9 protein-coding genes are annotated in these 13,502 nt (G+C 42.0%); all 9 read right to left on the bottom strand.

Annotation, left to right across the window (positions count from 1 at the left end; translation table 11 throughout):
- Position 1 precedes the first annotated feature (1 nt).
- A complete protein-coding gene (locus AB6D80_RS09305; RefSeq protein WP_372188378.1) occupies positions 2-1,015 on the bottom strand; it encodes a DNA-binding protein in 1,014 nt (337 codons plus the stop codon).
- Positions 1,008-2,321, bottom strand: a complete 1,314-nt coding sequence (locus AB6D80_RS09300; protein WP_372188375.1) for a restriction endonuclease subunit S — start codon at positions 2,319-2,321, stop codon at positions 1,008-1,010. The genes AB6D80_RS09305 and AB6D80_RS09300 overlap by 8 nt, the downstream gene beginning before the upstream one ends.
- Positions 2,314-3,945, bottom strand: a complete 1,632-nt coding sequence (locus AB6D80_RS09295) for a class I SAM-dependent DNA methyltransferase (protein WP_371701470.1) — start codon at positions 3,943-3,945, stop codon at positions 2,314-2,316. Before AB6D80_RS09295 ends, AB6D80_RS09300 begins: the two co-directional genes overlap by 8 nt.
- A gap of 28 nt (positions 3,946-3,973) precedes the next feature.
- Positions 3,974-7,099 (bottom strand): type I restriction endonuclease subunit R, encoded by a 3,126-nt coding sequence (locus tag AB6D80_RS09290; protein WP_371701468.1) that lies wholly within the window; start codon positions 7,097-7,099, stop codon positions 3,974-3,976.
- A gap of 21 nt (positions 7,100-7,120) precedes the next feature.
- Positions 7,121-7,333, bottom strand: a complete 213-nt coding sequence (locus AB6D80_RS09285; RefSeq protein ID WP_371701466.1) for a helix-turn-helix domain-containing protein — start codon at positions 7,331-7,333, stop codon at positions 7,121-7,123.
- Positions 7,334-7,456: 123 nt separating this feature from the next.
- On the bottom strand, positions 7,457-8,854 hold the full coding sequence (locus tag AB6D80_RS09280) for a TnsD family Tn7-like transposition protein (protein ID WP_372188373.1): 1,398 nt from the start codon (positions 8,852-8,854) through the stop codon (positions 7,457-7,459).
- A 33-nt stretch (positions 8,855-8,887) separates the two neighbouring features.
- The gene (locus AB6D80_RS09275; protein ID WP_372188371.1) at positions 8,888-10,339 is read right to left on the bottom strand and encodes an ATP-binding protein; all 1,452 of its coding nucleotides are present in this window, start codon (positions 10,337-10,339) and stop codon (positions 8,888-8,890) included.
- A complete protein-coding gene (locus AB6D80_RS09270; RefSeq protein ID WP_371701461.1) occupies positions 10,329-12,509 on the bottom strand; it encodes a transposase in 2,181 nt (726 codons plus the stop codon). Before AB6D80_RS09270 ends, AB6D80_RS09275 begins: the two co-directional genes overlap by 11 nt.
- Positions 12,478-13,305, bottom strand: coding sequence for a TnsA endonuclease N-terminal domain-containing protein (locus AB6D80_RS09265; protein ID WP_102343951.1), 828 nt, complete (start codon positions 13,303-13,305; stop codon positions 12,478-12,480). The genes AB6D80_RS09270 and AB6D80_RS09265 overlap by 32 nt, the downstream gene beginning before the upstream one ends.
- Between the last annotated feature and the right edge of the window lie 197 nt (positions 13,306-13,502).

The following is a 13,502-nucleotide window of genomic DNA, read 5'->3' as shown; positions in this document are numbered from 1 at the left end:
ATCAACGATCCTTCAACCGTTTGAATACATCTAATGTATCTGGATCACTGAGCTGCTCCTCTAGAGACTTGCTTTTCTCACCAAGGAAACGCTCAAAGTCAGCTTCTGGAACCGATTTAATATAGGCTTCCAGTTTTTCATGCAAAGCATCTCTAAAGCACAAGTCTCTGCTGGCCATTTTTGTTCTGGCATCGGTTATCAGCGGTTTAAAGAGTGGATGCTGCTCAAAGCTGCCGAATAACAGCTCTGCCTCTTTCTGCGTCAATGGACGGCCCATGCTGGTACTCTGGCACTCTAGCTCGTGAGCAATACCAGATTCAAAACTAGCGATAAGTGTGAGCACTTCGGAGTACATGGTTTCACGGATCTTATCCTTTTCGGCCAGCTTGAGTATTTTCTTATACTCCGCTGCATTCTCATGGAAAATGCTTTGGTAGATCAGGTTAGTAAAGCGGCCATACTTCCACTTATTGCCGTCTACGTACTTGTCTAAGGCGTCGGTAAACAGTTTGCGGTAGTTTTCCTCCTGGAACGCGGCCATCAAGTAGTCTTGATCGCGCTGGTTGATGAACTTGGTGTGACCCCCTGCGCGTTCTGCGAGTACATCAATGACAATATCAAGTACACGAGAGCGTAGTTCTTTGGCGCGTTCACTGTCAGTGAGCAACATTCCCAGATTTAAAATAGCGCGAAAAGTAAAAACCCCTAACACCGTAGTTTTGGTACCCTCACTGATGAGGGTACCAACAGCTATCTCTTTGAATTGCTTTAGCTTCGCACCTCTTAGTAAGGTGTAACCATTTGCTTTTAGCTCATCTCCGTGTGAAGACAAGTAACGTTCTACAGTAGCATCGCTGATATCGAACAGCTCTATCACCTGTTGTTTGGTAAATACCGTTTCACCGTCAAACGGCACACCACCTAGAGCGAGGTGTTGCTCAGCTTTTTGCAAGGCGTAACGATTATTTAGAATATTTTGTCTATCATGCAAAGACTCCGTGAGATCTTTAGCCATGCTGAGCCTCCTTTGATTCAGTGCTTGGTTTTACCGCTACTTGGCCGTTCATTAGCATAGGAAGAAGCCAATCACGCAATGCTATTAGCTGTTCGTTTTCTTGTTCTAGGGTATCTTGTCTTTTGAAAAGGTCTTCTACTTTTGCCCTAAAATCTTCAACAAGTTCATTTGGTGGAAGAGCTAATTTCACTGTTTTAATAACAGTTCCAGATACTTCTTTGAACGTTGAACCAGAAGCGTATTGAATTATTGCTTTTAGGCTATTTTTTACCGTGAAATAGACAAACTCTGTTGGGTACCCTTTAGATGGAACAAAAGACTTGAACCCCTGATTTGTTGTCAGTGTATTTCTTGCAATCGCCATATAACCTATTGGCGCTCTTGAGCTTAACAGCACAGTTCCAGCAGGATATTTTTTAAGTGATGCCGATTTTATACCTTCCGCTGTTACACCCATAGCGCCTTTAGATATGAACTTATTTCCAATGTTCCCTGAAAGATCATTTGGAGTAATCCAGGCACTACCTTGTTCTGAAAAGTTACTTTTATCAGCAGTTGAAGGTGTGCTCCCTCCAACTATCTGACCTAAATTATCCAACGTTCCATTAGACCAGCCAGCAGGAATTTCGCGCTTCAAGGTATCGTTGTAAACCATCTTTCCGCCAGAAGCTTTATAGGGTTTTCCATTCGCATCAGGGAAATCAAACTGCACGAACCAGTAGTCATAAAGCGTTTTCGCCATCGCTTCGAGTTCAGAGTTGATGCGGTTGTTGAGTTCGATTTTATCCTCAATAACAGAAAGAACATCCGCGATCTTTTCTTGCTCTTCTTTCTTTGGACCATTGAACGGTATGCTGGCAAGAATACCTGTGTTCAAATTAGGCATTGTCGCCCCGACCGCTTGGTGGACAATCCAGTTCTGAATTGTTGGTGTGCTGAGGTAATGAGTTAGAAATCTAGAATCAAATTTATCACCAGGGCGAAGTAACAGGCAGCCAGTACCACAGAAATACCCATCTTCTTTTTCCCTTATCAAGGCTTTGAGTGTTACATCTCCTCTACGGCTATACACAATATCGTCTTTCTTGACGATATACTTCGAAAGCCGATTAGCATCACCTTCAGTTATGTAAGCTATATCCGAAAGGTCGACTCTGTTGCTCTTCATATTTGCAGGCATAATGCATGGAATTCCTTCCTGAACATAGTCAGCAGCATGAAGTTGGCTTCCAAAAGGACCTGTGTGGATCTTACCTCCGCCAGCTTTTACTAAATTGCCAAGATTATCACTGAGGATGTTATTCATATTTCAAGCCCGTCAACTGCTTTTTAATCTCTACTTCTAGCTCACGTGATTGTTTAAACAAACTGTCCAAATTACTGCTAAAGCCCTGCACTTTTTCCGCAAACTGCTCTGCGGTAATATCTGCGTATTCAATTTTAACTTCGAAGTACTGTCCGGCACTGAGGCTGTAATTCTTCTCTGTGATATCGTCATAGCTGACTGCAACAGAGAAGTCTTCTTCGGTCCACTTGTTGTTGAATACATCAATGATTTGCTGTTCTTCTTCTGGTGTTAGAACCGTCTTCTGATTCTTACCTTCTTTGACCTTTTGGCCCAAGTTTGATGCATCAACCAGCACTACTTTGTCTTTGTTATTGTCATCAATAAACAGAATGGAGACGTTGGTACCTGTAGTCGCGAAGATATTGGATGGCATGGAGACAACACCCACCAGCATCTTGTTATCCACCAGGTACTGACGGATCTTTTTATCAATGCCAGATTGAGCGGTAATAAACCCTGTTGGCAATACCACCGCTGCTTTTCCACCTGGTTTTAATGAGTAAATAATGTGCTGCAAGAACAATTGGTAGATTTCCATTTTGTCCTTGGCTTTGGCTTTGATTTTTGGAATACCAGCAAAAAAGCGATCTTTGTTTTCTTTGCTGTCCAACTCATCACGAAAATCACTGAAATCCAGCTTAAATGGTGGGTTAGAGACAATGTAATCAAATTTGCGTAGCTCACCATTTTCCTTGTGGTGTGGATGACGAAGAGTGTCGCCTTCAATCACGTTAGGAATTGAATGCACCAAGTTGTTCAAAATCAGGTTCAAACGCAGTAGGTTTGATGACTTCTTCGAAATATCCTGCGTGTAGATGCTACAACGCGTTTCACCGATAGCATGGGCGACGTTCATAAGCAGGGTGCCAGAGCCCGCTGACGGGTCATAACAGCTCACATTGCGCACGGTGCCTTGCTGGTCTTCAGGCACCAAAATTGCGGCCATAATGCGTGCTACCGCATGAGGGGTGTAGTACTCGGCATATTTGCCGCCTGAGTTGCTGTTGTAGTCTTTGATCAGGTATTCAAAGATGGTGGCGTAGAAATCAAATTTTTGGTTAAAGATACGCTCAAAACTGAACTCAATCAGTTTGTTGATGATCGCTTTGCAGAAAGCATCACGCTTGGAAACGGTCACGTTCTCGCTGATGCGGGTAAACAGTTGTACTTTCTCGCCTGTGTCCGTCATTACCGCAAACACATCGTTATTGCTGATGGCAATGTCCATCAAAGTATCATCAAACAGCTGAGCAAACCCAGGCTTGTCCTGCTGGTTGAACAAGTGACTGATGAAATGATGTGGTTTGAGACGAGCAGTGTCAGCACCCATCTGGATCTGGAGCATCTCTAGATCCTCTTCACTCATTTCAATCAGCGCTTCTTCCCATTTTGCTGCACTAGCGATTTTTTCATCTATTTTCTTTGCTTCATAGGCGAACTTATCGTTCAGGAACTTGTACAAAAAAACCTGAGTGATGATCTCAAATTCCCCGGTACTGTTGCCTAACCCATTGGTTGCACAGATGCTTTTCAGACTATCGATAAGGGCTTTTGTTTTTTCTCTAAATTCGAGTTCGACCATGGTTTGTGTACTGCCTTAGTTTGTGTTCTTACCAGGATTGGCTACCTGTATTAAATTCTTTTAAATATTCTGCTACGACAAGGTGGTTTACATAACGTACCGCTTCCGCATTCAAGGGAATGCTCTGTTGTTTGATAAAGCGGTTATGAACCTTTGGTAGCAGATGCCGCGCAAAATAGCTTTCGTTATCAAGAACGGACGTGTTGTCGAGTACCTGGCTATCGGCGTCTTCTTTGACTCCGAGTAGGGCCTCAAAAATCTTTCTTTCAGAGTCTGTAATATCGCGTTGTTCTTGTTGGCGCTCGTATACACGCTTGTGTAAACGTGCGTATTTGGAGTCACCTAGGTACTTTTGACGCAATTGGTTGTTTTGTCGGTTCAACTCTTTCACTCGTTGGTGAATTTTATTGAGTGCATCGATGTTGGCGACCATTTCATCTTGTGTTACTTCACTGAGGTTCTTTTTCTTAAACAATCGCTCTAGCTCATCTTTCAGATTGATGAACCTCGGGTCTTGTTGGTCAAAGTTACTTGCCAGCGCTTCCCGTGTTTGGCGCAGTGTATTCTTCAACTGGTCAGCCAAAACCAGCTCTTCTTCACCGATCTTAACAAACTTGAAGATGACATCTTCTAAGGCTCGGTGAAGCAGGTGTGTGGTGTCAGTGCCTTGTTCAAGATCTTGTTTGAGGTTGAGCAAGTCCAAATGATTGCTAGTTTCGCGGTAAAGCACGTTTAGCTTGGCAAAATCCAGTTCATCAAGGAAGTCGTACTCACCTTGCAGGCGAATAAGGTTATACAGGCTTCGTGCATCAGCTAGGGCATTTTTAAGTGCTAAGACAGTTTCTCTGTCTTGTATCTGGCTGATTTGATCACAGAAGGTCTCCATGTTGTCGATATCAAAACGGAACAAAACATCTTTAATGTGTTCTATCTCTTGTTTGATCTCTTCCTGTGATTTGAATAGCTTGGAGTAGCTTTCGATTTCATCGCCCAGCTCTGACTGTAATTCGTCAAAGTAAGCTTTGTTAGTCGCGTCAAATTCTTTACGGATATCTGCAAAATCAACCACATAGCCATAACGGAAATCTTTGTATGTGCGGTTGACGCGTGTTAATGCTTGTAGCAAGTTATGTTTTCGGATCACGCGGCCAAGGTAGAGTTTCTTCAATCGTTTAGCATCGAAGCCTGTTAGTAGCATGTTGTAAACAAACAGTAAGTCGATTTTTCCTGCTTTGAAATCTTCAACCCAATCTTTGCGTTCTTGTTTTGTGCCGACATCATGCAAAATCAGCGCAGCATTGCTCACTTTGTGGGCTTGCTTGGCTGGCTCCATGCTCGCCGTTTGAACGTAAGTTGGGATCGGTTCTGCTACCGATGTTGCTTGCTGAAGTTCTTCGCTGTCACTGCTGAATAGGGGCTTTGAGGCGTACACAGCATTAAACAGCTCAAACATTTTCTTTGCTTGGTCTGAGCTATCGCAAATGATCATACCACCTATGGTTGCGTCATTTAGCGTGCCGCGACTCTTTTCAAAGTCGCTGATGATGTAGTCCAGCATTGGCTCAACAAAACTTTGATGGGCGTATATTTCTTTGCGGTCTACATCGCCCATTTTTACTTCAGCTTCTTCCAGCGCTTGCTGAAGCGTCATTTTGTAATTGGTCGCGATCTCTTCACGAATTAAGCGCAGGGTATAACCGTCGGCAATTGAAGCATTGTAGTAATACTTGTGAATGTAATCGCCAAAAAGAGCTCGTGAGTTATAGTCTTCACCAAGTAAAGGCGTACCAGTCAAACCTATCTTGATAGCATTGGTGTCAGACTGAGTCAGGTTGGCCAGGAAGCTACCTTTCGGGTTGTAACTGCGATGGACCTCATCCAGGAAGTAAACACGTTGTATGGTGACGTTATAGTCTTGCGTTGAAATAACGTCGGGGTCATCTTTAAACTTCTGAATGTTGACGACGGTTATTTCGGCTTTGCCTGAGTGGTTGTGAATCACTTGTGTGGCTTTGATGTCACGCGTGAACGCTTCGCGGGAGTTTATGGTATGAACAATCAAGCCGCGTGCAGTGAACTCTCGCTGTGCTTGTTGCAGCAAGTCTAGTCTATCGACGATGAAGTAGAACTTTGGAATGATTTCTCGTTTTTGGAAGTAATCCGTTAAGAACCCAACGTTGTAATAGGTTAATGCGGTTTTACCACTTCCTTGGGTATGCCAAATAATCCCTTTACGAACCCCTTCGTTTAGCTTTCTCTCAATAGCTTTGGTCGCAAACATTTGTGGGTAACGCATGATGTGCTTGTGCAGGCCATCACTCTCTGATACGTAGACCAATGCATAGCGTAGAACAAAGGACAAACGCTCTTTGCTGAGCAAAGAGGTACAGATTCGGTTGGTTGGGCGGCTAGGTTCTTTGTTACTCAAAAACTCAGGGTTGCTGCGGATCACTTCTAAGTGGTTGTCTTTGAGTACTGCCAGTTCTTGCTCATCAGTCAGTGGTTTTAAAAGCGCAGTAAGATCTAACACCTCTTCTTCACGAAAGTAGTTAAATACTGGCTTGTCATATGAACTGCTCGCGTAAAATGCACCTTGTACTGGCTCTGGATCGCCATCGACATAATCCATGTTATTGGAAAAAAGCATGAACTGAGTGATGTTAGCAAAGCGCTTGAATTTCGGGTTTTGAAAACGTTTATTGATGCGTTCTCTTTCCGCGATGATACCGTCTCGGTTGTTAGGCTTTTTCACCTCAATAAACACCAACGGCATGCCGTTGATTAACAAGATAATGTCAGGACGAAATTCATCGTCGCCGTTTTTGTAGGTGAGCTCAGTAACGACATGGAAGCTGTTGTTGGAAAAGTTCTCAAAATCGATCAGCTTAGTGCCAGATCGAGCCTTCAACTTATTGAAAAAAGCTCGGCCTAAGTCTTCGTTATCCAGAGAGAGTTTCACTTCTTCGAGCAAACGGGCAACATCATCAGGTGTCATGTCAGGATTTATACGGCTGACCGCTGAGGAAAATGATTCCGGGAAGATATTTGTATCCTTGTCCCAGTGTGTTCCTTTCAGGGATAGGTACTCATAACCCAAACGCATAAGATGTAGGATCGTTGGTATTTTTACTCGTGAATCTTCTGTGAAGCTCATATCAATCCTTCGTTATTGTTTTTATTGACCATTCTCTGGTGACTGTTCTAAGAGCTCACCAACTTGACAATTAAATAGCACGCACAATTTGTCGATGGCTTCTAAGTCCACCTTTTGTGCGGTTTCTTTGTACAAAAGTGTCACTGTGTTGCGGCTTAAACCCGTTTCACGAATGACATCCGCTATTCTTAATTTTCGCTCTCCCATCAAACGGGCGAGGTGGCATTTGATCATGTATTCCTATCCATACAGACATTCTGAACGTAAGCGAAAATATAACAGAAACGCCAGCCAGTGGCTAAAAATTAGAGTTAAAATGAAATTATTTAAGTAGAGAGAAAATAAGCGCGAGAGTAATCAAATCAGTCTCGCTCTTGGATTCAGATAAGGCTTAATAGGCTTAGGTAATACGAATTCAAGCCATTCAGGTTCATGATGATACAGCCAGTAAAACGCTGCGTTACAATCTCGCTTTATCTCTTTTCTAATCCTTAACGGGTTATTGTGTCGGTATCGAAGTATCAGGCATTTGTAGCGTCGCCGTTTCGATTCATGCTTACACCGCTTTCTCCACTCAACCAACCCAGTTAAGCTAGAAATCAACATTTCGACACTTCCTGTCGATATTGATAAGCGTCGGGCGATCTCAGAACGATGGAAACCTCTCCATGCAAGTGTAATAACGTGCTCTCTAACCGATGATTTTAGTTTCGTGGGGTCAAACAGACTCTCCATCCCAAAAGCATACGCCACGGACTTTACATAGGTGCGACTCTTTCCTGTTTGCTTGCTTATCGATGAAATTGATAGCCCTTGCTTTAGGAGTACCAAACATTCTTGCTCTACATTAGGGGGACTATCGGCAATATGCTCACTGATTATTTCTGGTGTTTTCTTAGTCCTTCGCCACTTCGATAACCAGTATTCAAAAATTAAGTACTTAAAAATATGCTGTGAATACTGGTTATAGAGCAAATTAGTAATGTACTTAAAATCCGATTCAGATGATGGTAGAACATTTGAAGATAGATAATGCAATTGGCTTGTAAACGCATAAAAGTCAGAGAGTAACTTTATCCTGCGGATGCGACCACTCTTGGTCACATAGCCAAGATTCGATAATTTGTCTGAGTAACTAGCCGACCTAAATGTAGAAATATTGTTTGATTGTTCTCGAAGTACCTGCCGAGAAAACTGCGCTAAATGAAAGCTTTCATCGCTACTTTCTTGATACTCGGTTTCAAAAGAAGAAGGATACCCAACTGCTAACTTTAATCGTTTAGGAAGACAAACATGCACTAGTTGCTGCTGATGATCACAACAAGATTCGATAGCAGGTATTTGATGAACTCGGTGCCAATAAGCCACACCAAATTGCCTGATATCTTCCTGAACACACACAGGGCACATTTTGAGGGTGAGTTGTGCATGTTCTCTCACGCATGAAAGCTGGCTTAACCTAATAGCAGTGTAATTGTCCGTTGACGATATAGCTTCTGATAATTTGGCTTTGTAGTGCGGATAATAGTGCATAAACAACGGAGCAAGAGTTTGATCTCTAAGCAGGTCGTCCTTGCTCTCTCTGAAAAGACTTGAAAGCGAGCTTAAGCCAGCAGTAAGTATCGGGTTAATGCTTGCTCTATGATCTCCGTATACTCTGTGTAAGAGTTCAGGTATCGGAACAGCGAACAAACAGCAATATCTAATCAGTCGACTAAATAACAACTCATCAGGTAAAGCATCTGGCAAACGCATATCGCCCCCTTTATTTAACCCTACATTCTAAACTTAACCAAAAGTCTCAAGTGGGTCATCGCACAATACCCCTGATGCTCTAAGGCTTTCAAGAGGATTACTTTCTTGAGATGCTTTCTGAATAAGAGAGGTATCCAACACCCTATAAATCAAATCTTCGGCTAAACTGACCTCAGTTAATACATCAGCAAACTCTGGATGGTGTGGGCGAGTTAGATCTCCAGGTATTGTTACCGTTTTAGATTTGGTGTTGATGGCTTCTTTCGATGAACTATCTTCACTCCGATGGTTGTTCAGTTCAGCGTTACCATCTTTTCGATTTCTTTTTAGGATAGAAATCGCGTGTTTCTTTCTCATTTCTTCTGTGAGCTTTTTCGTGGCCCGTATAGCAATACTTGCTCCAAGATCAAGAACCTCTTCAGTAATCCTCTCGTCTGAAGAACCAATAACTGCCTTTTGAGCTGAATAATAAATTCGAACAGCCAAATCCATATTGCCAGCAGACAGTGAGTAAAGTTTATTGTTCAAACTTGGGGTCAACGGCGTTTCAACATTCGTCCACTGTAAACACCAAAGTTCATCCACGAACAATTCCCACTCATCATCATTCTTCATTAGTTCTACATCGAAATAGCCACTACTTTCCGCTCGTCGCGCTGATTTAAAACTCTTGCTGAGAAGCTCATCAAACGGAGGGTTTGCACAGAAAAGTATCGGAATACCTAAATTGTTAACTAAGTTATGTAAAAAACCTAAAAGTCGATCGGCACCGCCTGCTTTAGCAAGGTTTAGATTTTGCATTTCATCAATAACCAAAATCCCGAGGAAATTTGACTTCATTTTCAATTCAATTTGTTGAAGTAAAAGAGCTATCGTTCCCGCAGGTTTTGTTGGAGGTTGTCCTAATTTTTCATCGATTTGCTCTAATATACGATGGCAAAGACCTTTAACACTCGAATCATCTGGACAATCGACTTTTATCCACACAACTTGCGGTATTGCTAACACTTTGTTCTGGTAATAGCGGTGTTCTATAACGTCAGGAAAACAGTTTAGTACCTGTTCAAGCATGCAGGTTTTACCTACTCCGCTTTCACCAATTATTGTTATTCCACTACCTTTAGGTTTAAAAAAGCCTGTTCGGGGTTCAACATCAGGTCGATTATCCAAAGAATAATGTAGATAGTTCATTGTTGTGGGAGATAAAGGATTTTTTGCTGAATATCCCTCTTTGATTGCCATTTCTATGGCCCTAAAGACATCAAAATAGAGCGGCAGTGGCTGCCTCAACGTTTTTAATCGGGTGAGATAGTCCCATCTTTCAATTGCCTCGAACGTTGTTTCCTCAATGAGCCTCTCTGGATAATTACTCAGCTTAATAACTAACTCATCATCCTCAACCTTAGGTGGCAAAGCTTCAATCAAAGGATTACCACGATGCTCGGGTAATATCGCTTCATGGTAAATGGCATCTTCACACCTCATTATCGTTGGCCTTTTTTCGCTTGAGCAATGAAATTACTTTTTTCTTCTTGTCATCAAGATGTCCACTGGGTATATCTGATTCCATATCAGGCTTAGCTTGATGAAATGGGGGTTCTCCGTCCTCAATCCTCTGTGCAAGAATAGCCTCCCTTCTCCTTGCTTTCATACCCCTTGTTCTCTCAGATTTTGAACTCAGCGATGGAGCCAATGCCGCTTCTTCTTTTGCAGTTTCGACAACCTGATTTCTTCTCTGGTGACGCTCTATCGATTTCGATGTTGGCTTAGCTTTGTTTTTTTCCAACTTAATCCAGTCTTCAAAATACAGGATGTCTGCCTGATGCCTATGAGCAAAATTAGCCGACTCCTTCATCAGGTAACATCGAGTAAAGCCACTAACTTCCTCAAGCCTGACAAATATGAAACTTGAATTATCATGATCAACTAAAGCATCTAGTTGCCATGAACCATTATTTCTCGCGATTACTTTCCAAGTATCAAAATCAGCATGTTCTGACTCATAATACATTTGATCGTTTAGCCGAATTCCTTTGCCTGTCATGGTCACTTTTACTGTTGGTAATAGGCGAGAACGAATATGAGCCTCGTCAGCTCGAATTAAAGCATGACGCTGCGCTTTAACATGTATATTCCAATAGTTTAGAGGGGTTGGAGAAAGCCCTGACTCAATAAGCAATGTACTTTGCTTGGCTAAATCTTTAAAAATTGAACTGTTGTGCTCTAAAACTTCATCAATAAGGAGCTTGGTTATTTCTCTGAGCGTAAAAGTAGCATCTAATCTTGGGTCTCTATCACTTCTGATGTAATGCCGTCCTTTCGTCGTCCCTAGCAGCTCATGGACTAACTTCTCGTTCAATATATTGAAACGATGTTCGACTATGCCTTTCAATTCCGCCCTGTATGGTGGAGCAATACTCAAATGGCCAATCAATGGCACAGCGAGATTTTCGGCATCCTGACAAATAAACTCTCCTCGATCACAAAGCAATCGTTGAGGTATGTGGTTACAAGGCCAATCAGCTTCTTCTATTTCAATGCCAAATTCTGCGCAATACTCTTTCTTAGAGGTAAAGCTGTTGATTAAAGCCTGCCGACCAGCCCTCCAAGAAGCGTATTCCATGGAGACATGCAGCCCGACAATCATTCGACTTTCTTTATCAACCACACAATAAACGGTTGGTCTCCCCAATACATGATGTCTCTGAAAGTAGGATACTATATGCACATCCAAAACTGTTGCATCCAATTCAAAGCAACTGCCAGGAACTTCTGTATGATCGGTAGCAGAACCTTTTAAACCTCGCTTATTGCGGTCAAAGTCACCCTGATTTGTTTGTTTACGTATTAAAATTTGCGCTGGAACTAGTTTTTTTGCCCAATAAACAAACGCTCGGTAATTAGGTACTAAAGCTTCTCGTGACTCAGATTCAGCAGCAATTAACTCCTCTGCATAATATTCTTTGAGCATTTTGTCGTATACACGACTGAACTTGACTTTTTCACCTTTGAGTCCAAACTCCTTCATCGCCTTAAGAAACAAAATCTTATCGTGCTCAGTGGTATTAACACCTTCAGGGACTTCAATACTTGGACTGGAGAGTTGTATCGGAGAGCCACGCTTTGCTGCACCAGCTACTCTTGATTTACCTCTACCCCCAGAGTTCTTATAGCTCGGTAAGAGTGCATTTCGTTCTTGGCCATACTTCCAGTAGAGATTTAGTGCTCTATATATATTCTGCACATATGTGTTGTTCGCCTTTGCGTGCTGAGAAACCAAAGCACTGCGAGGTTGGTCAACTAGATTGAACAAAAAATCAGAAGAAGAAACTAAGTCTACGATCAGTGAGTATTTCTCATTTCTTTTGGCGAGATGACTTTCTGAAATATCATCTTCAAATTGCAATTGGTAATAAGGCAATTCATACAGACTTTGCTGAGCTTTACCGACTTTGATTGCCCCACTAAAAAGATCAAAAGCTAGTTTGATTGGCCGTTGCAAAGCCTTTGATTCGACCAAAGGAAATAAGATGATAATGCGGTTCTCTGTATGCTGCTGTAAAACTCGGTATAGTCCATCACTGAGACCATCCAAGCTTTCAATTTTCCAAACACTATTTAGATCAACTTGCTGCATGTTGCCTTGAATTTCCATCTATCTTAATTTCCATGATTTCAATCATCCCTGATAGGACGATAGGGCGAGACAGGTCAACTGTTACTTCTTTGTCAGCCAACAGAGACTTTAACAACACCAAGGCATCATCTTGCGAAATGCCAAGTTCATGAGAAAATGTTTCACAAATCTCATTCAATTGCATCGTTCCGATCGTCAACAAACGTTTGGCCACATCTCTAAATTCATTCGGTGTTGATGAGTACTTCTTGCGTTTAGCGTCTGTAATCCATTGAATATTCCTGGACTTAATCTGATTAAGCTCCGATAGGCAAAATATGTGGAAAGGAACGCCAAGCAATTCCCACCATACTCGCTCTACATCTAGCTTTTCGGCTGTTCTGTTGTCAGATAACTTTTCTCTTGGTTTAACACATACAGCTTCATACCAAACCCTTTGGCCATCACTACAGGTTAATAGGAAGTCGGTGGTCATGATGACAGGATCTTTGGTGATAGGGTGTTTAGGGTGCTCAATATCAAGTGATTTAGAAATTTTTAATGAGAGGGATAGAGGAAGCAAAGGAAACTGCTCCCGAATATCTATAACTGAGTCAGAAAACTCAGCCAAATAGAAAAAACACGACTCTTGTTCAGATAAAGTGTGGTGAGTCCTACCTGATTTTATTCCTTCAATCTTACCGCTATGACCATGAGATTTAACATCTTGAACTCTTATCCAAGGCGTGTAATTGGCCCCTTCACCTAAGCCATAACTCTGTTTCAAAGCTCGCTTAAAGTCAGCGAGCTTTTCAAGTTTTCTTCGTCCAGCCACAACATATACTCAATCTAATTCGATGCAGTATATTATAGCCTAGTGTACAAACTTTATTATTCCAAAATGGAACTTTGTACAAACTTAATCGACAGTGTACAAACTTTATTGTTCCTAAACATGAAAGAATAATATTCAGAGTAATTTGATAAGGTTGTTTTGAAAACAACCCCCATTGTCCCCGTTTAGACACCCAT

The organism is Vibrio sp. 10N.247.310.17 (assembly GCF_041466605.1).
GTDB lineage: Bacteria > Pseudomonadota > Gammaproteobacteria > Enterobacterales > Vibrionaceae > Vibrio > Vibrio tasmaniensis_A.
The sequence above is the reverse complement of the archived record's forward strand: the minus strand, read 5'-3'. Positions and strand labels throughout refer to the sequence as shown.

Excerpts from the sequence above, each read along its gene's own strand:
- AB6D80_RS09285 (WP_371701466.1), bottom strand. The coding sequence starts at position 7,333 with ATGATCAAATGCCACCTCGCCCGTTTGATGGGAGAGCGAAAATTAAGA.
- AB6D80_RS09305 (WP_372188378.1), bottom strand. The coding sequence starts at position 1,015 with ATGGCTAAAGATCTCACGGAGTCTTTGCATGATAGACAAAATATTCTA.
- AB6D80_RS09270 (WP_371701461.1), bottom strand. The coding sequence starts at position 12,509 with ATGGAAATTCAAGGCAACATGCAGCAAGTTGATCTAAATAGTGTTTGG.
- AB6D80_RS09300 (WP_372188375.1), bottom strand. The coding sequence starts at position 2,321 with ATGAATAACATCCTCAGTGATAATCTTGGCAATTTAGTAAAAGCTGGC.
- AB6D80_RS09280 (WP_372188373.1), bottom strand. The coding sequence starts at position 8,854 with ATGCGTTTGCCAGATGCTTTACCTGATGAGTTGTTATTTAGTCGACTG.
- AB6D80_RS09275 (WP_372188371.1), bottom strand. The coding sequence starts at position 10,339 with ATGAGGTGTGAAGATGCCATTTACCATGAAGCGATATTACCCGAGCAT.
- AB6D80_RS09295 (WP_371701470.1), bottom strand. The coding sequence starts at position 3,945 with ATGGTCGAACTCGAATTTAGAGAAAAAACAAAAGCCCTTATCGATAGT.
- AB6D80_RS09290 (WP_371701468.1), bottom strand. The coding sequence starts at position 7,099 with ATGAGCTTCACAGAAGATTCACGAGTAAAAATACCAACGATCCTACAT.